A 19,553-nucleotide genomic window follows, 5' to 3' on the forward strand; every position below is an offset into this window, starting at 1 on the left:
ATGAGCGAAGTTATAGTTATAACATCTGGTAAAGGTGGAGTTGGAAAAACTACTACTGCCGCAAACTTAGGAACTGCTCTAAGTTTAGAAAATAAAAAGACTGTTGTAGTTGATGCAGATATTGGACTTAGAAATTTAGATGTAGTTATGGGTCTTGAAAATAGAATAGTATATGATATAGTTGATGTTGTTGAAGGGACTTGTAGATTAAAGCAAGCATTAATAAAAGATAAAAGATTTGATAATCTTTATCTTTTACCAGCAGCTCAAACTAGAGATAAAAATGCTGTATCTGTTGAACAGATGTCAGAGTTATGTGAAAAGTTAAAAGAATCATTTGACTTTATTTTAATAGATTGTCCAGCAGGTATTGAACAAGGATTTAAAAATGCTGTAGCGGGAGCTACAAGAGCTATAGTAGTTACAAATCCAGAAGTGTCAGCAGTAAGAGATGCAGATAGAATCATAGGTCTATTAGAGTCTAATGAGATAAAAGATATAAGATTAATTATAAATAGAATAAGACATGATATGGTTAGACGTGGAGATATGATGGATAAGCAAGATATATTAGAAATACTTGCTATAGATTTATTAGGATTAGTTCCTGATGACGAAAGTATAATTGTTTCAACTAATAAGGGTGAACCAGCTATACTTGATCAAAAATCTCTTGCTGGTCAAGCATATAAGAATATAACTAGAAGGATATTAGGAGAAGATGTTCCCTTACTAGAAATAGAGAATGATAATAAGTTTTTCAATAAAATAAAGAGAATGTTTGGTATGGCTAAATAGAAAGGTAGGGATAATCCGTGTTAGATATATTTAAAGTTTTTTCGAATGAATCTAAATCGAGCAAATCGGTTGCCAAAGAAAGACTAAAATTAGTTTTGGTACATGATAGAGTGGATTGTTCTCCTCAACTTTTAGATATGATAAAAGATGATATTTTAAAAGTTATAGCAAACTATGCAGATATAGAAGAAAATGGTCTAGAAATAAAAATGTCTAAATCAAGAGGGGAAAATGATGATATACCGGTATCTGCATTAGTGGCTAATATACCATTAAAAAATATAAAAGATAGAAGGATGTAATCTAAGATAATATAATATAAGGGGGGTATTGTACTGATACATACCCCTTATTTACTTATATGTAAAAGTTTAGAAAGACGGTGATAGATTGGGCACATATAAAAATACACTTAAATTAATAAAAGAATTGGACTGGAAGTTAATTTTTACTGTTTTAGCTATATTTACTTTTGGTATAATTATACTTAGTAGTGCAACCCATGTAAATGAAACAGGTAATTATAGTCAACTATATAAACAAGGCCTAGCCTTTGTACTAGGATGCATAATGATAGTTGGGATATTACTATTTGATTATAATTTATTGGGTAAATACTATAAAGGTCTTTATTTAATTAGCTTATTACTATTAGTAGTGGTACTAGTACCAGGTTTGGGTCAAGAAAGAGGTGGAGCTGTATCGTGGCTTAAGTTGGGTCCTCTAGATTTTCAAACATCGGAACTTGTAAAGCTTACATTCATACTTAGTTATGCGAAAATAGTTGAATCTAAGAAGGGTAAATTAAACACATTAAAAGAGATAATTCCATTAATTATCTATGCATTTCCTTTTATAGGTCTTTTATTTGCTCAACCAGACTTAGGTACAGCAATCGTATTTTGTTGTATAATTGCTGGTATGCTTTTTACGGCTGGGCTAAATATAAAATTAATAAAAAGAACTATAATAATAGGTTTAGTATCATTACCGATTATGTATATGATGATGGCTAGTCATCAAAAGGATAGAATAGAAGCATTTCTTCATCCAGATGATCCAAGTTATAAGGGTAATTATCAAGTTATACAATCATTAATAGCTATAGGGTCAGGTGGATTTACTGGGAAAGGATTATACCAAGGTAGTCAAAGTCAAAATGATTTCCTACCAGTTCAAGATAGTGACTTTATATTTGCAGTTATAGGAGAAGAATTGGGTGTATGGGGAATGTCTTTAGTTATAGTTATGTACACTATTTTCTTGCTAAGAATGTTAGTAATAGCTAGGCAGGCAAAAGACTTCTATGGTACATTGATAGTTATAGGTGTAATGAGCATGTTTGCATACCAGATAATACAAAATATAGGCATGACAGTAGCGTTAATTCCTGTAACGGGAGTAACATTACCATTTATAAGTTATGGGGGAAGTTCTTTACTTACATCCCTTGCAAACTTAGGTTTAGTATTAAATGTATGTATGAGAAAGAAGAAGATAAACTTTTAGCATAAAGGAGTAGGGGAAAATGATGAATATAGCATTAGTAGCTCATGATGAAATGAAAAATACTATGATAGGGTTTTGTATAGCATATGAAAATATCTTAAAAAAATATGGACTATATGCAACTGGAACAACTGGGAAAAAAATAATGGATGAAACAGAATTAACTATAACAAGACTTGCTTCGGGTCCATTAGGTGGAGATCAACAAATTGGATCTTTAATTGTTACTCAAGATATAGACTTAGTAATCTTTTTAAGAGATCCTCTTACTTCTCAAGCTCATGAACCGGATATACAAGCATTAGTTAGATTATGTGATGTTTATAATGTTCCTGTGGCTACAAATTTAGCTTCTGCAGAGATATTTATAAAAGCTCTTGATAGAGGCGAATTATCATGGAGAGAAGTTAGAAAAACTACTAGCCAAAGAGTGTAAATAGATTAAAGAATAAAAAAATAAGATATCTGTTGATATCTTATTTTTTTATATTACTTTACTAATTTCGCAAATTCTTTACCAAACTCTATACATTCACATAAAGTATCTTCACTTGGGAAGAATTTCTTTTTAAGTGCTGGAACAGGTACTTTAAATGACATCGCTTTAAGTGTATTTTCTGCCATTGATATACCTTCTCCACTCCATCCGTATGAACCGAATACTCCAGCAATTTTACCTTGGTTAGCCATAGGGTCTATTACAGAGAATAAATCCCACATAGGTTTAACCATAGTTTTGTTTATAGTTGGAGATCCTAAAAGTATTACTTTAGACATTACTACTGCATCGTGCATTTCTTTTAAAGTTAATTGTTCTAAGTCGTATAACTTAACTTGAGCTCCTTCTGAAAGTAGTCCTTCTTCTATTTTCTTAGCCATAGTTAAAGTATTTGTATATGCAGATAAGTAGAACACTGCAACTTGATTTTGATTAGTAAACTCTACAGTTTCAGTAGACCATTCAACATATCTTTTAACAGCTGCCATTGGATCCTTAGTTAACATAGGTCCATGAGAAGTAAGTATTGTATCAAATTCTATTCCTAAATCAACAACTTTATTAACTGCATTTAAAACATGCTTAGAGAATGGTTTAACTATACAGTCAAAGTAGTGTTTAGCTGATTTTAAATAATCTTCACTTTCAACACAGTCTGCATCTACATTTGCAAAGTGACATCCAAATGCATCACAAGTGAATAATGTTTTTGATTCTTCTACGTAAGTAAACATAGTATCAGCCCAGTGTAAGAATGGAGCAACTATGAATCTTAATGTTCTTTTACCTATATTTAAAGTTTCGCCATCTTTTATAACGTGACATTTAAATGGTTTATTTATTTGTTCATCTAAGTATAATTTTGCTGCTTTTGTACAGTATACTTCTATGTTTGGATTTAAATCTAAGATATATTTTAAACTACCAGCATGGTCTGGTTCAGTATGGTGAATTACCACATAGTCTATATCTTTAACATCAGTTATTTCTGATATATTACTTATAAATTCATCTTTAAAATTTGGTTTTACAGTATCAAATAGAACTGTTTTTTCATCTTTTATTATATAAGAATTATAAGTTGTACCAAATTCAGTTTCCATTATTATATCGAAAACCTCTAAATCTTTGTCTACAACTCCTGTAAAGTAGATATCTTCTTTTACTTCAAATACTTTACTCATTACACAACCTCCTAGTAAATTAACTAATTATATACATATATGTATATTGTATACCCACTAATATTTAGTTTAAACAAAATATATAAATTAAAGTTTTTGGGAAAAAATACTATATATACTAAAATAGCATTATTTTTTATCATAATCAATATACATAAATCATTCGACAAAAACTAAGTTTTTATATTAATATAATAAAATAAACCACCTAATTTTCAATAGTTTAATTTTGGAAATATCAAATTTTAATGCATTATCTATATTTTATGGTGTATAATAAAAATTATGCTTTTTGAAAGTAATAAATTTATTGGAGGTTTCAATAATAAATGAATAAAGTAGACTTAAGAAGAATTTTAAAAAAGGTTGAAAAACCTGCTAGATATCTTGGAAATGAAGTTAATTCTATACATAAAGATACAACTAATCCAAACTTAATAAGATATGCTCATTGTTTCCCTGATTTGTACGAAGTTGGGATGAGTCACTTAGGAAGTCATATTCTTTACCATGTAATAAATAAAGATGAAGATGTATTTTGTGAAAGAGTATACTCTCCAGCTGTAGATATGGAAAATATAATGAGGGAAAAAAATATACCAATGTTTGCTCTAGAATCAAGAGAGCCTATAACTAATTTTGACTTTGTAACATTTACGCTTCAATATGAGCTTTCATATACAAATATTTTAAATATATTAGATTTAGCAAATATACCGTTACTTAGAGAAGAAAGAAAATTAGACGATCCATTTATACTAGTAGGTGGACCTTGTGCATATAATGTTGAACCATTAGCTGATTTTGTTGATATAGCAATTTTAGGTGAAGGTGAAGAAGTTAACTTAGAAGTTATAAATGCTTATAAGGAATGGAAGAAAAATAAAACAACTAGAGAAGACTTCTTATTAAAAATAGCTCAAATAGAAGGTGTATATATACCAAGCCTCTATGATGTTACATACAATGAAGATGGAACAGTTAAAGAAGTAGTACCTAATAAAGATGGTGTTCCAAGTAAAGTTAAAAAAAGAATAATAAGAGATGTAGAAACTGTAGACTATCCAGATAAACTTATAGTTCCTTATATAGATACCGTTCATAACAGAGTAGTTTTAGAATTATTCAGAGGATGTACAAGAGGATGTAGATTCTGTCAAGCGGGTATGATATACAGACCTATAAGAGAGAAAAGTGTTGATAGATTAAAAGAAATAGTTGCAAATTTAGTGAAAAATACAGGATATGATGAAATATCATTATCTTCATTAAGTACAAGTGATTATAGTCAGTTAAGAGAGTTAACGGATTTCTTAGTTGATGAGTATACTCCACAAAATGTAGGTATATCACTTCCATCATTAAGACTAGATAATTTTTCTATGGAAATAGCAGAAAAAATACAACAAGTAAGAAAATCGGGGCTTACATTTGCACCAGAAGCAGGAACTCAAAGATTAAGAGATGTTATAAACAAAGGTGTAAGTGAAGCAGATTTAAAGAATGCTACTAGAAAAGCATTTGAAATGGGATGGAACAGTGTTAAATTATACTTCATGATAGGTCTTCCAACTGAAACTTATGATGACTTAGATGGTATAGCAGATTTAGCATACGATGTTATAGATACTTACAGAGATGTTAATGGAGGAAAATTAAGAAGAAGTTTCTCAGTAACAGTAAGTACATCAACATTTGTACCAAAACCATTTACTCCATTCCAATGGCATGGACAAGATTATACTGAAGAAGTTGTAGAGAAACAAAGACACTTAGTTAAAAAATTAAAGAATAAAGATATAAAATACAATTATCATGATTCTAAAACAAGTTTAATGGAAGCTGTTGTAGCTAGAGGAGATAGAAGAATAGGTAAAGTAATATTAGATGCATTTAGAGCTGGAGCTAAGTTTGATGGATGGTCAGAATACTTTAATTTAGATACATGGAAAGAAGCTATGGAAAAGAATAATCTTGATATAGCATTCTATGCTAATAGAGAAAGACAATATGAAGAAGTATTCCCATGGGATCATATAGATGTAGGTGTTACTAAGAAATTCTTAATAAGAGAAAATGAAAAAGCAAGAGAAGATAAAGTATCTCCAGACTGTAGACATCAATGTCATGGATGTGGAATAAATGTAAATGACATTACAAGGGGGTTATGTTAATTATGAGCAAAATAATAAGAGTAAAATTTAAAAAAGAAGGAGATATGATATACATATCACATCTTGATTTACAAAAACTTTTACAAAGAGCTTTTAGAAGAGCGGATATAGAATTATCTTATTCTCAAGGATATAATCCTCATCCAAAGATGAGTTATGGAAATGCATTAGCTTTAGGAACTGAAAGTTATGGTGAATATGTAGATATAGAAATAGAAGAGGAAATAGGTGTTGAAGAATTCTTAACTAGAATAAATGAAGAATTACCACAAGGTATAGAATTTGTTAAAGCAGAAGAAATTGATCCTAAGACTCCTTCATTAGCATCAACAATTGAATATGGAGAGTACTTATTCAATATAGAATTAGAAAATTCTATAAGCAAGGAATTCGTAAAATCTAGAATAACTGATTTTATGAATAAAGAAGAAATAATGATAAGTAAGAAAAATAAAAAAGGTAAAATAGTAGAGTCAAATATAAGACCTATGATAAAATTCTTTGATATTTTAAGTTTAGAAGATAATAATTTAACTTTAATAGGAACTATAGCTACAGGTTCTAAAGCTAATCTAAATACTAATATATTTATACCAAAAGTATTAGAAATGTTAGACATAGAGATGGACCCATTAGATGTAGATATATTAAGAAGAGATTTATATGTAGTAGAAGATGGACAATTAGTTTCTCCTATGTAATTCATAATAAGATGAGTGTACTTTTATAGTGCGCTCATTTTTATTTTTACAAATTTTATGATGAAAATTTTTGTAAAAATAAAAATGCTTATTAACTTATCTATAAAACTATAAATTAGTTTATACTATAATAAGATTGATGCTGAAGTAAAACATGAAAGGAATTTTAAATGAAAAATATAGTTATAGAATCGTTAGTTTTATCACAAAAAACTGCAATACTTGAAGATGATAAGCTAGTTGAATTGCTTATAGAAGATAATACAAATGAAAAAATTGTATCTAATATATATAGAGGTGTAGTAAAAAATGTAAAGCCAGGAATTGAGGCGGGATTTGTGGATATAGGACTTGATAAATTAGCTTATTTACCTTTAGGTAAAAATAAAGATATTAAATCAGGTCAAGATATAATGGTACAAGTTAATAAAGAAGGAATAGGAAGTAAGGGGGCAAAACTTAATTTAGAAATAAGTATAGCAGGAAGATACTTAGTTTATATACCATCTAATGATAGGTCTACTATGTCTAATAAAATTACAGATGAAAAAGAACGATTTAGATTAAAAAAAATCATAAATGCAATAAATAAAGAGGGGTTAGGAATAATAGTTAGAACTGAAGCTCAAGGATGTACACTAGAGGAATTAAAGTGTGATTTAGAGTATCTTAAGGCAAAGTATGAAGTAATTTGTAAAGAATTTAAATTAGGTATGGGTCCTAAACTTTTATATAAAGATTTAGATTTCGCATCAAAGTATGTAAAAGATAATGTAAATGAGTATACAAATCAAATTGTTGTTAACAATGAAGAAAAGTATAGTGAATTAAAAAATATTTTAAAAGAAATAAATAAAGAATACGTAAATAAGTTAATATTAGAAAAGAATAAAGATGTATTTGACTTATATAAAGTTCAAGGACAAATTGAAAAATCTATAAATAAAAAAGTTTGGTTAAAAAGTGGTGGATACTTAATAATAGATAAAACTGAAGCAATGACAGTTATAGATGTAAACACGGGAAAATATACAGGAAGTATAAAGTTAGAAGAAACTGTATATAAAACTAACTTAGAAGCAGCAAAAGAGATTGCAAGACAGCTTAAACTTAGAGACATAGGTGGAATAATAATTATAGATTTTATTGACATGCATAAAAAGGAATATAAAGAAGAATTGCTAAAAATATTAAGTGATGAGCTTAAAAAAGATAAAAGAAAGTCTGAAGTGTTGGGATTAACTAGGCTAGGTCTTGTAGAGGTTGCAAGAAGAAGAGAAAAGAGCTCTATAGATACATACTTTTTAGGTGATTGCCCTACTTGTAAAGAGCATTCATACTTAAAATCTATAAATTCAATAATTGATGATATAGAAAAAGAAGTTATGAGAATATCTGAACATACATCATATAAAAGTATATCCATAGAATTAAATAATGAAGTATATAAAGAAATAAATCAAAAATGGAAAAATATTTTAAACACAATTAGTAAAAAATATGATATTATTATTAAGTCGACAGGACGTGACAGTATAAGTTACGAAAAAATAAATATTATTTTTAATACTTAGTTGACAAATGTAAAAAAACATAGTATTATTAATAAATGTAATGCCGCACAAAAAAGGTCTTAAAATTTCTTTTAGAAATTACCTTTATGGCGAGTTTTGGACCGAGGAGGTGTATTTAATGTACGCTATAGTAAAAACAGGTGGAAAGCAATATAAAGTTGCTGAAGGTGATGTATTATTCGTTGAAAAGTTAGAAGCTAATGCTGGTGATGTTATAACTTTAAACGAAGTTTTAGCTTGCACTAAGAACGGAGAGTTAGTTGTTGGTTCTCCAGTTGTTGAAGGTGCTTCTGTTCAAGCAAAAGTTGTTGAACAAGGTAAAGCTAAGAAGGTTGTAGTTTTCAAGTATAAAGCTAAGAAAGACTACAGAAGAAAACAAGGACATCGTCAACCATACACTAAGATAGTTATAGAAAAAATAAACGCTTAGTATTTAGGTTGAATAATGATAAAAGTTAATTATTATTATAATGATGATTTCTTACTTCAAGGTTTTTGTTTAAAGGGACATGCTGATTATGCTGAAATAGGTTATGATATAGTTTGTTCTGCAGTTACATCTAATGCAGTTGCAGTTATAAACTCTTTAGACAAATTACAAAAAGTTGAATTTGAAAAAATAGAAGCTAAAGAAGGACATATAGAATGTATTGTTAAAGATAATTCTTTAGGGAAATCTCAGCTATTATTAAATCATTTTCAATTGGCTATTCAAGAAATTAAAAGGGAATACCCAAAAAATATAAAAATCTTAAAAAAGTAGGGGGTGACTCCAATATGTTAAACATGAACTTACAATTACTTGCATCTAAGAAAGGGGTAGGGTCTTCTAAAAACGGTAGAGATTCTATATCGAAAAGATTAGGTGTTAAGAGATATGACGGACAAGTAGTTACTGCTGGTAGTATAATAGTAAGACAAAGAGGAACTAAGATACATCCAGGTACTAATGTAGGTAAAGGTGGAGATGACACTTTATTCGCATTAATAGACGGTACTGTTAAGTTCGAAAGAAAAGACAAGAAAAGAAAAAAAGTAAGCGTATATCCAGTATCTATTGCTGAATAATATATATGAGAAAAGGAGTGTTCTTACACTCCTTTTTGTTGTAAATAGATGATTTCCTCAAATTATATATATATAATATTTATAGTTTGGAGAAAATAAAAAAAAGTCTTAATCAAGTAGGTGATTAATTTGTTTATAGATAAAGCAAGAATTTTTGTTAAAGCTGGTAACGGTGGAAATGGATCGGTTGCATTTAGAAAAGAAAAATATGTTCCAGCTGGTGGACCAGATGGAGGAGACGGAGGAAGAGGTGCTAGTATAGTATTTGAGGTAGATTTAGGTCTTAGAACTTTGATGGATTTCAAATATCAAAGAAAGTACCTTGCTGAATCTGGTGGAGATGGAAGTAAAAAGAAAAAAGCAGGTAAAAATGGAGAAGATTTAATTCTTAAAGTTCCACCTGGTACAATAATAAGAGATGAAGCTACAGGACTTATAATAGCAGATTTAAAAGAAGAAGGCGATAGAGCTGTAGTTGCAAAAGGTGGTAGAGGTGGAAAAGGAAATCAACACTTTGCCAATGCAGTAAGACAAGCTCCAGCTTTTGCAAAATCTGGTACAGATGGAGAAGAAAGATGGGTAATTCTAGAGCTTAAAATGATAGCAGATGTAGGATTACTAGGATTCCCTAATGTTGGTAAATCTACATTCTTATCAGTTGTGACTAAAGCAAAACCAAAGATAGCTAACTATCATTTTACAACGTTAACTCCAAACTTAGGTGTGGTTCAAACTAAATTTGGTGATAGCTTTGTATTGGCTGATATACCAGGGCTTATAGAAGGTGCTGCAGAAGGTGTTGGTCTTGGACATGATTTCTTAAGACACGTAGAAAGAACTAAGGTATTGATACATATCGTTGACATAACTGGACACGAAGGTAGAAATGCATTAGAAGATTTTGATAAGATAAATGAAGAATTATCACTATATAATGAAAAACTTTCTCATAGACCACAAGTAGTTGTTGCTAATAAAATGGATATTTTAGAAGATGAAAGTGTATATGAAGAATTTAAAGAAGAACTTGAGGGTAGAGGATATAAAGTATTTAAAATGTCTGCAGCTACTCGTCAAGGAATAGATGATGTTATAGCTTATGTATCTCAATTATTAAAAGAAGTTGAAGATGTAGAGTTAGTAACAGAAGAAGAAATGTATAGACCAGAATTAGATCAATCTAATGAAGATGAAGGATTAACTGTTGAAATAGAAGATGGAATATATGTTGTTAAAGGTAAATCTTTAAGAAGAATAATGTATTCTGTTAACTTTGAAGATATGGAATCAATTCAATATTTCCAAAAAGCTATGGAGTCAGAAGGTGTCTTTGATAAGCTTAGTGAGATGGGTATTGAAGATGGAGATACAGTTAAGATTTATGAAATTGAATTTGAATTCTACAACTAGGATAAATAAAGAGGTGACATTATGTTAAAAGGAAAGCAAAGAGCTTATTTAAGATCAATAGCTAATACTTTAAAGCCTATAACTCAAATAGGTAAAGAAGGTGTAACAGAAAGTTTCTTAGATCAATTAGATGCTATGTTAGATAGTAGAGAAATAGTAAAAGTTACTATACTTGAAACTGCAGGTCTTGATGCTAAAGAAACTGCTAATGCAATATGTAATGCATTAAGAGCAGAGTTCGTACAAGCTATAGGTTTTAAATTTACTATATATAGAAGAAACAATGAAGAACCAAAGATACTTTTCCCAGGACAAGAGCAAGCCAAGGCAAAAGTTAAAGATAATACAGTAACTAAAAAAGGAAAAATAACTAAAAGAGCTGCAAGAAGATAGTTATAAAGTTACTTTTACTAATTATAATAAGTATTAAAAAATTCTAGTCATTCAATGAATTTTATTGTAAATGACTAGAATTTTTTTATATTAAGATACTACTATTTGGGTATATTGATATATAGAATTAAAAATAAATATAAAAATAGATTTTTATACTTTAAAATGTTAATATAATATCTAAGAGGTTAATTTATTTACAGTATAAGGCAAAATATAATATTTGAGGAGGACATAATATGAGAGTTGTTATAATTGGTGCGGTTGCAGCTGGTATGTCTGCAGCAGCTAAATTAAAGAGAATGAAACCTGATTATGAGGTTGTTGTATATGAAAAAACTGATGTAGTATCATTTGGAGCTTGTGGATTACCGTATTTTGTTGGAGGATTCTTTGATGATGCTAATAATATGATAGCTAGAAGCCCAGAAAAGTTTAGAGAATCTGGAATAGATTTAAATATATTTAAAGAAGTTACAGCAGTTGATACTGATAATAAGAAATTAAAGGTTTTAGATGTTAAGACTGGTGAAACTTTTGAAGATTCTTATGATAAATTAATGATAGCAACAGGAGCGAGTAGTATAATACCTCCTATAAAAAATGTTAATCTTGAGAATGTTTCAACATTAAAAACTATGGAAGATGGTATAAAAGTTAAAGAAATACTAAATAAAGAAGATGTTAAAAATGTAGTTATAATAGGTGCAGGATTTATAGGATTGGAGGCCGTTGAAGCTGCTAAGAAATTAGGTAAAAATGTAACTGTTATACAAGCTGCTGATAGAGTTTTAAATGCAGTATTTGATAAAGAAATAACAGATGTGTTAGAAGATGAAATTAAGTCTCATGGAGTTAATTTACGCTTAGAAGAATTAGCTTCTGAATTTATAGGAGAAACTAAAGTAGAAAAGGTTATAACTAATAAAGGTGGAATAGATGCTGATTTAGTTATAATAGCTACAGGTGTTAGACCAAATACTACATTCTTAAAAGATACTAAAATAGAAATGTTAGGAAATGGAGCTATAATAGTTGATGAGTATGGTAAAACTTCTGTAGAAGATGTTTACTCAGCAGGAGACTGTGCAACTATAAAAAATATAGTTACAAATGAAGATATGTTTGTTCCTCTAGCAACAGGAGCAAATAAGTTAGGTAGAATAGTTGGAGAAAATTTAGCTGGAGCTAATAATGCTTTCCAAGGTTCATTGGCATCAAGTTGTATAAAAGTTATGAATATGGAAGCAGCATCAACTGGATTAACAGAAGAAAAAGCTAAAAGTTTAGGATTAAATTATAAAGCTAAATTTATAAGTGATTTTAATCAGACTAACTACTATCCAGGTAGAGATAAAATATATGTAAAGCTTGTTTATAATGCAGATACTAAGGTGATTTTAGGTGGACAAGTTGCAGGATTTAAGGATTCAGTTCAAAGAGCAAATGTATTAGCGGCAGCGATATTTGGTAAGATGACTACAAATCAATTAGGTATGTTAGATTTATGCTATGCACCACCATTTGCAAGAACTTGGGATGTATTAAATGTTGCAGGTAATGTTAGCAAATAATTAAATAAAATATTAGATTAGAATAGTGAATAATTTATATTATTGTTTACTATTCTATTTTTTGGCTTAAAAATTCATATACATACATAAAATCTAATAGAAAATGTAGAAAAATGACGAATAATGTTGACAAATGTGAACATTTAATATAAAATTTAAAATCTAGTTCGTAAAACGATAACACGATATAAATAATATAAGACAAGTTATACGGAGGAATTATGTTAGAAAGATTATTTAAATTAAAAGAGCATAAAACAGATGTAAAAACTGAGGTAGCAGCAGGTATTACTACGTTTATGACTATGGCATATATATTAATAGTTCAGCCAACATTTATGTCAGCTGCCGGTATGGATATAGGAGCAGTGACTGTAGTTACAGCTTTATTAGCAGCAATATTTTCTATATTTATGGGATTATATACAAATTTACCATTTGTATTAGCTCCAGCAATGGGAAGTAATGCATTTTTTGCATATACTTTGGTAGCAGGTGGAGTTGTATCATGGCAAACTGCTCTTGGTATGGTATTTATTTCAGGAGTAATGTTCTTATTATTAACATTACTAGGATTAAGAGAAATTATAGTAGCATTAATTCCTAAAAATGTTAAACATGCAATAGGAATAGCTGTAGGATTTTATATAGTATCATTAGGATTTTCTAATGGAGGATTAATGGTTATAGATGGATCATCTATATCAATGGGAGATATGACTAATCCAGCGGTTATTTTAACTATTATAGGGTTAGTAATATTAATATTTTTAAATTTAAGAAATGTAAAAGGATCAGTACTAATAGGTATAATAATAACTACTATAATAGGTATACCAATGGGAATAACATCTATTCCACAAAGTTTAATAACAATGCCACCTTCAATAGAACCTATAGCATTTAAGTTAGATATAATATCAGCTTTTAAATGGAGTTTCTTCCCATTAATGTTTACATTCTTTGTTGGAGATTTCTTCTCAACATTAGGAACTTTAATAGGAGTATCAGCAAAAGCAGATTTATTAGATGAAAATGGAGACTTACCTGAAATAAATAAACCATTCTTTGTAGATGCATTAGCAACAACAATAGGTGCATTATTTGGTTCAACAACTATTACCACATTTATTGAATCAGCAGCAGGAGTTGAAGAAGGTGGAAGAACTGGTTTAACAGCACTAACTGCTGGTATATGTTTTGCTTTAACAATATTTATAACACCTATAGCAACGATGATTCCAAATCAAGCAACAGCACCAGCTTTAATAATGATAGGACTTCTTATGATATCGAGTATAAAAGACTTAGAATTAGATGATTTTACAGAATCATTCCCAGCTTTTGCTACAATAATATTTACAACATTTACATCAAGTATACCTAATGGTATAAGTATAGGAATTATATCATATATGCTTACTAAAGTATTAGCAGGAAAGCATAAAGAGTTAAACTGGGGTATATATATACTTTGTGTTCCATTAATTATATACTTTATAATATAAATATATAAATAAAATTTACATAAATAGGTAGAGCTCATAGTATTCTAAATATAGACTCTACCTATTTTTTAATAAATTATATTTAACTGGAAGGAGAAAATTTTTAAAAAAATTTAAATATAATGAGGCCGTAGTAAGACTTCTTAATAAATAAGGAGTATGAAGGCTAACGAACCCTTATTTATCAAGAAGTCATATTAAAAAATTAATAAGAAGATAAATAAATATAGATACATTTGAAAAATTACAACTAGATATAGTAAAAGAATTAATAAAGGTATATTGTGTAATTTCATTAGGAAAAGAGCTTATAGATAAATTAATTACAAGTGATAATTTTAATATAGTAAAAAGACGATTAAATGAAAATAAAGAAGCAAGAAAAATATTAGAAAATAGTAATCATATACCACTAGAAGGATGATTTAATATAAATCCTAATTCAATTTATACTCCTAATTTAGAAGTAGGAGATAAAGTTATGTTATTGGATTATAATGATTATGTAATAGTGTATAAAACAATTGATAAATTTAATAATGTAAAAGTTTTATATAAAGAATATTTTATATATGTTAATATAAGAAAAATAAAGTTACACATAAAGGCAAAGGATTTATATCCAGATGGATATGATTTAAATACTTTGTTTATTAGTTATGAAGATAGAAAGTTAGAAAAAGACATAGTTAGAGTTTCTAAGAACGCTCTGAAAAAAATTCAAAAAGAAATTAGAAACAATAAATAGAATTGGAAATACCGCATTACTTAGAAACAAGTTATGCGGCATTTTTTTATTTTTCATCATAAAAGTTAAGGTGTAGCTCAAGTCTATCCTCACCTATAATAGTATTTTCAAAAATAGAAGTTGCATTTTCTTTATAAATATGAGGGTTTTCTAGAGATGGGCTAAAATGAGTTAATAAAAGCTGTCTTACTTTGCCTAAGCGAGCTAAATTAGCAGATTCTCTAAATGTCATATGTTTATTTTTTACAGCTTTAGAGATATCTAAATCATCACCATACATTGCTTCACATACAAATAAGTCGCTATCTTTTATAAATTCAGGTATAGATAATAGTGGTCTAGTATCTGTAATAAAACTTATTTTGATTCCTTTTCTATCATCTCCCAACACCATATCTGGAGTATAAAGTTTATCTTTAAATTTTATATCTTTTCCTTCTTGAAGTTTTTGCCATAAAATTTTAGGTACATTGTTATTTGTTGCTTTTTTCACATCAAACTTAGCTTTTCTTTTGAAATAAAAACTATATCCTAAGCACTCAGTAGAATGATCTAGATCCAGAGTTGATATTTCTAAATCTTTTAAATACTCATTTATTAGAGAGAAACTACCATTAGGATATTCTATAACATTAATATTATAAGGTAAATATTCGACTAAAATTCTAATAGCATTTATGGTTTCTACTATTCCTACAGGACCTACAATTGTTAAATCTTCTGTTCTAGAGCTATTTCCTATAGTAGATAAAAGACCAATAATACCAATAATATGGTCTCCATGTAAATGGGTTATGCATATTAGATCTATATTTTTAAATCCGCAGTTTTTCATTCTCATAGAAACTTGTGTGCCTTCACCGCAGTCGATTAATATCTTTCTTCCTTGATAATTTATAAAAAGAGAAGATAAAGACCTATTAGGCATAGGCATATTTCCTCCACATCCAAGTAAAATTAAATCTATCATAAATTTCTCCTTTTATAGATAATGATTTTAATAGTATCTATAATATATATTATGCGAAAAATTTAGGAAATAAAATCGTAAAAATTTTCAATAAGATATAATATTATAGGAAGTAAGTTTTTAAATAATAGCAGTTATTAGGAGCTAACTTATATAATTTATGAATAAAAATTACTAATTAGATTAATGTAGTATATAACTTAAAAGCTATAAAATTAATAATAACTATATTAATTTTATAGGAGTAATTTATGGAAGATACATTAAGAAAAAGTAAAACACAGTACGGATTAATATCTATTATGTTGTTAAATATATTTGACGGAATAGCAACATTTATCGGTTTAAAATATGAGTTTTATAAAGAGTTAAATAGCTTTTTAAGAATAATGTATGAAATTAATCCATTATTATTTTTATTAATTAAAGTAATTTTACCTACAATTTTAGTTATACTTTTATTAAATAAAATAAATAGCAAGATTATCTAATATAACTAAAATTAGTTATATTTTTTTCTAATATAATTTATGTAGGTATATGTTTATATCACATAGCATTATACTCAATATTTATATTAAACTAAAATAGAGCACTTCTAGGTAAGCTTAGAAGTGCTCTATTTTATTGTTTTGGAGAATATAAAAGTAAATTATTTATTAAAATATAAAACTATAAATGTACTGATACAATTATAAAATGTTTTTAGAATAATACAATACAATTATAATTGATATATAATGACTTATATAAATAAAAAAGGGGGCAATTTAAATGAATAACAAATTAGTATATACTCCAGGTCCTACAGAAGTTAGAGAAAATGTGAGGTTAGCAAGATCTATAGCTACAACAAATCCAGACCTGGATATAGATTTTTTTGAGTTTTATAAAAATACTTGTGATAAGATTGGTAAGATAATAAATACAAAAAATGATGTTTACATATTAAGTGGAGAAGGGATACTAGGTTTAGAAGCAGCTTGCGCATCACTTACTGAAGAGGGCGATAGAGTTCTTGTAATTGATAATGGAATATTTGGTAAGGGATTTGATGAATTTGTAAAAATGTATGGAGGAGAAGTAGCTTACTTTTCAAGAGAATACACTAAAGATATTAAGACAAAGGAATTGGAAGAATTTTTAAAAAAAGATAGTAACTTTAAATATGCAACATTAGTTCATTGTGATACTCCAACAGGCGTATTAAATAACTTAAGTGAGATTTGCCATTTACTTAAAAAATATGGTATTTTGACAGTAGTAGATTCTGTGGCGGGTATGATTGGAGAAGAACTTAATGTTGATGATTGGAAAGTTGATATAGCCCTAGGAGGATCACAAAAAGCTATATCAGCACCAGCAGGTCTTACTATAGTTAGTATAAGTGATGAGGCTAAATGTGTTATAAGAAATAGAAAAACTCCAATCATAGGTTTCTATTGTAATTTAGGAATATGGGAAAATTATTATAGAAATAAATGGTTTCCATATACGATGCCTATAAGTGACATAATGGGATTAGATAAAGCTATAGATAATATACTTGAGGAAGGTATAGGAAATGTGCTAATAAGACATAAAAAAATAGCTAATGCAGTTAGGAAATCTATAAAAGAATATGGGTTAAATTTATATTTAGAAGAAGGCTATTCTAACACTGTCACAGTTGTTGAAATACCATCTAATATAGGTGCAAAAAAATTAACAGATAATTTATTAAAAAAATACAATTTAATTTTAGCAACATCTTTAGGTAATTACTCAGATAAAGTAATAAGAATAGGTCATATGGGAGAAAATGCTAGAGTAGAAAAACTAATACCTGTATTAAACTTTATAGATGAATCTTTGAGATATCTTGGATTTGAGGGAAATGGTAGATTAGTAGAATTATTTAATAAGTATTATGATGAAGTAAAATTAGTTATAAAGTAAGTTTTAGGGAGTGGATATGATGGGGGAAAATAAGTTAATAAAAGATGACTTAGATATATCACAAATTGTAGAAAGTAATAATAGAAAAATTAATTCTAGGGATTTGGCTGAAAATGGATTATTAATAGCATTAGTATTTATAGCTACTAGGTTTATAAATATAAGGTTACCACTTGAATCAACTGGAGGATTAGTACATTTAGGTAATACTATGCTATTTATATCTGCGATAGTTTTTGGTAAGAAAAAAGGTGCTATAGCAGGTGCTTTTGGTATGGGGCTATTTGATTTATTATCAGAATGGGCAATATGGGCACCATTTACATTTGTAGTAAGAGGCGTAATGGGTTACATAATAGGAAGTATATCTTGGTCCAGGAATAAAAAAGGTAATGATATAATTACAAATATGCTTGGAATAATTATATCAGGTATTTGGATGATATTTGGATATTATATAACTGAAATTATTTTATATGGAAGTCATACTAAGGCAATTTTATCAATACCAGGTAATATAACTCAAATACTAATAGGTATGTTAATAGGAATACCTGTAGCTAAGTTACTAAAAAAATATATTAGATAAAATACAAGGGTCTGTACTGAATAATAGTACGACCCACTTTTATTTTTAGCTATCTAATTTATATAATTGCTTTAAGTTATATAATCCTAATAAAAAGCTAAAAATTCCTATAATGTATTTTGTCATAATATAACCTCCAAATGGAAATATAAATTATAAATCATATTCATCAACACTTAGTAATTTATTTAATACTCTTTTAATAATATCATAATTGAATCCTTTATATGTTAAATGTTGAGATAGTTTTTGATAAATCTTTCTTTTATCTTCATTTTTTATTCGGTCATATCTTTTTTTTGCAAGATACATTGCATTTTCAAATTCTGCATCACTATCAATTTCAGAAATAGCTTCACTTATAGCATTTGAATCTAAGCCTTTATTATAAAGGTTTTGTTTTATTCTATTTTTACCACACTTATTTAAATTAAGATTAGTGTTAACTATTTTTTGTGCAAGTAAATTATCATTGATAAAATTATTTCTTTTTAAAAATTCAATTACTTTATTGATTGTATCTTCTTCAAAATCATTAGATAATTTTTCTCTTATTTTTCTTTCTGATTGATCAGCCTTAGATAATATATTAAGAGCTTTATTTTTAGCCTTTATATACATTTCATCATTTAATAGTGATCTTAATGAATCTTCATCAATTTCATCACCTTTTTTCAAGTTAAATGTGAAAACTAATTCTTTAAATATAGCAGTGAAGTATTCACCATTAACATAAATATTAACTCTATCTTGGTTTTTCTTTTGTTGTTCTATTTTCGTAATTATAGCCATATGTAAACTCCTTAATAATGCTATTTATATTAATCTGTATATTTACATCTTGAATTTTATATAAAATAATGTAAAATATCAGATAGTTGACTAAATAATTAGTTGAATCAATGTTAAAATTTAA

Annotated in this window: 21 protein-coding genes; 18 read left to right on the plus strand and 3 right to left on the minus strand. The window is 28.0% G+C overall.

Annotated elements, in window-relative coordinates:
- The 4 genes from minD (at position 1) to mgsA (ending at position 2,743) form a co-directional block, all read left to right on the plus strand.
- A complete protein-coding gene (gene minD, locus EIH23_RS10655; RefSeq protein WP_122640273.1) occupies positions 1–798 on the plus strand; it encodes a septum site-determining protein MinD in 798 nt (265 codons plus the stop codon).
- A 17-nt stretch (positions 799–815) separates the two neighbouring features.
- A complete protein-coding gene (minE, locus tag EIH23_RS10660; RefSeq protein WP_122640274.1) occupies positions 816–1,100 on the plus strand; it encodes a cell division topological specificity factor MinE in 285 nt (94 codons plus the stop codon).
- 88 nt (positions 1,101–1,188) lie between these two features.
- Positions 1,189–2,307 (plus strand): rod shape-determining protein RodA, encoded by a 1,119-nt coding sequence (gene rodA / locus EIH23_RS10665; protein WP_122640275.1) that lies wholly within the window; start codon positions 1,189–1,191, stop codon positions 2,305–2,307.
- Positions 2,308–2,329: 22 nt separating this feature from the next.
- The gene (gene mgsA / locus EIH23_RS10670) at positions 2,330–2,743 is read left to right on the plus strand and encodes a methylglyoxal synthase (protein WP_122640276.1); all 414 of its coding nucleotides are present in this window, start codon (positions 2,330–2,332) and stop codon (positions 2,741–2,743) included.
- A 53-nt stretch (positions 2,744–2,796) separates the two neighbouring features.
- Here the strand turns inward: mgsA and EIH23_RS10675 are convergent, their stop codons facing one another.
- Positions 2,797–3,990 carry an FprA family A-type flavoprotein gene (locus tag EIH23_RS10675; RefSeq protein ID WP_122640277.1) on the minus strand — a complete coding sequence of 398 codons (1,194 nt, stop codon included), beginning with the start codon at positions 3,988–3,990 and terminating at the stop codon, positions 2,797–2,799.
- A gap of 329 nt (positions 3,991–4,319) precedes the next feature.
- Between EIH23_RS10675 and EIH23_RS10680 the strand changes: the two genes are divergently transcribed.
- From EIH23_RS10680 to EIH23_RS10730, 11 genes are all read left to right on the plus strand, one after another.
- Positions 4,320–6,164 carry a TIGR03960 family B12-binding radical SAM protein gene (locus EIH23_RS10680; protein WP_122640278.1) on the plus strand — a complete coding sequence of 615 codons (1,845 nt, stop codon included), beginning with the start codon at positions 4,320–4,322 and terminating at the stop codon, positions 6,162–6,164.
- A 2-nt stretch (positions 6,165–6,166) separates the two neighbouring features.
- Entirely contained in the window at positions 6,167–6,865 is a 699-nt protein-coding gene (locus tag EIH23_RS10685) for a TIGR03936 family radical SAM-associated protein (protein WP_122640279.1), read from the plus strand.
- 170 nt (positions 6,866–7,035) lie between these two features.
- On the plus strand, positions 7,036–8,439 hold the full coding sequence (locus EIH23_RS10690) for an Rne/Rng family ribonuclease (RefSeq protein WP_122640280.1): 1,404 nt from the start codon (positions 7,036–7,038) through the stop codon (positions 8,437–8,439).
- A gap of 118 nt (positions 8,440–8,557) precedes the next feature.
- Positions 8,558–8,869 (plus strand): 50S ribosomal protein L21, encoded by a 312-nt coding sequence (rplU, locus tag EIH23_RS10695; protein WP_122640281.1) that lies wholly within the window; start codon positions 8,558–8,560, stop codon positions 8,867–8,869.
- A gap of 15 nt (positions 8,870–8,884) precedes the next feature.
- Positions 8,885–9,202 carry a ribosomal-processing cysteine protease Prp gene (locus EIH23_RS10700; RefSeq protein WP_122640282.1) on the plus strand — a complete coding sequence of 106 codons (318 nt, stop codon included), beginning with the start codon at positions 8,885–8,887 and terminating at the stop codon, positions 9,200–9,202.
- Positions 9,203–9,216: 14 nt separating this feature from the next.
- Positions 9,217–9,507 (plus strand): 50S ribosomal protein L27, encoded by a 291-nt coding sequence (rpmA, locus tag EIH23_RS10705; protein WP_122640283.1) that lies wholly within the window; start codon positions 9,217–9,219, stop codon positions 9,505–9,507.
- 129 nt (positions 9,508–9,636) lie between these two features.
- On the plus strand, positions 9,637–10,917 hold the full coding sequence (gene obgE / locus EIH23_RS10710) for a GTPase ObgE (RefSeq protein ID WP_122640284.1): 1,281 nt from the start codon (positions 9,637–9,639) through the stop codon (positions 10,915–10,917).
- Positions 10,918–10,938: 21 nt separating this feature from the next.
- Positions 10,939–11,310 (plus strand): YhbY family RNA-binding protein, encoded by a 372-nt coding sequence (locus EIH23_RS10715; protein WP_122640285.1) that lies wholly within the window; start codon positions 10,939–10,941, stop codon positions 11,308–11,310.
- A gap of 239 nt (positions 11,311–11,549) precedes the next feature.
- Entirely contained in the window at positions 11,550–12,884 is a 1,335-nt protein-coding gene (locus EIH23_RS10720; protein WP_122640286.1) for a CoA-disulfide reductase, read from the plus strand.
- 221 nt (positions 12,885–13,105) lie between these two features.
- On the plus strand, positions 13,106–14,392 hold the full coding sequence (locus tag EIH23_RS10725; RefSeq protein ID WP_122640287.1) for an NCS2 family permease: 1,287 nt from the start codon (positions 13,106–13,108) through the stop codon (positions 14,390–14,392).
- Between the two features lie 481 nt (positions 14,393–14,873).
- Entirely contained in the window at positions 14,874–15,140 is a 267-nt protein-coding gene (locus EIH23_RS10730) for a hypothetical protein (RefSeq protein ID WP_122640288.1), read from the plus strand.
- A gap of 46 nt (positions 15,141–15,186) precedes the next feature.
- Here the strand turns inward: EIH23_RS10730 and EIH23_RS10735 are convergent, their stop codons facing one another.
- On the minus strand, positions 15,187–16,110 hold the full coding sequence (locus EIH23_RS10735) for a ribonuclease Z (protein ID WP_122640289.1): 924 nt from the start codon (positions 16,108–16,110) through the stop codon (positions 15,187–15,189).
- A 251-nt stretch (positions 16,111–16,361) separates the two neighbouring features.
- On the opposite strand from EIH23_RS10735, the gene EIH23_RS10740 reads away from it, so the two are divergent.
- The 3 genes from EIH23_RS10740 (at position 16,362) to EIH23_RS10750 (ending at position 18,637) form a co-directional block, all read left to right on the plus strand.
- Positions 16,362–16,601, plus strand: coding sequence for a DUF5658 family protein (locus tag EIH23_RS10740; RefSeq protein ID WP_122640290.1), 240 nt, complete (start codon positions 16,362–16,364; stop codon positions 16,599–16,601).
- Positions 16,602–16,884: 283 nt separating this feature from the next.
- Positions 16,885–18,048: a pyridoxal-phosphate-dependent aminotransferase family protein gene (locus EIH23_RS10745; protein ID WP_122640291.1), complete on the plus strand. Its 1,164-nt coding sequence runs from the start codon at positions 16,885–16,887 to the stop codon at positions 18,046–18,048.
- Between the two features lie 16 nt (positions 18,049–18,064).
- On the plus strand, positions 18,065–18,637 hold the full coding sequence (locus tag EIH23_RS10750) for an ECF transporter S component (RefSeq protein ID WP_243113394.1): 573 nt from the start codon (positions 18,065–18,067) through the stop codon (positions 18,635–18,637).
- Positions 18,638–18,790: 153 nt separating this feature from the next.
- Here the strand turns inward: EIH23_RS10750 and recX are convergent, their stop codons facing one another.
- Positions 18,791–19,429, minus strand: coding sequence for a recombination regulator RecX (gene recX / locus EIH23_RS10755; protein ID WP_122640293.1), 639 nt, complete (start codon positions 19,427–19,429; stop codon positions 18,791–18,793).
- Between the last annotated feature and the right edge of the window lie 124 nt (positions 19,430–19,553).

Source organism: Romboutsia sp. Marseille-P6047 (assembly GCF_900604535.1).
Classification (GTDB): Bacteria; Bacillota; Clostridia; order Peptostreptococcales; family Peptostreptococcaceae; genus Romboutsia_E.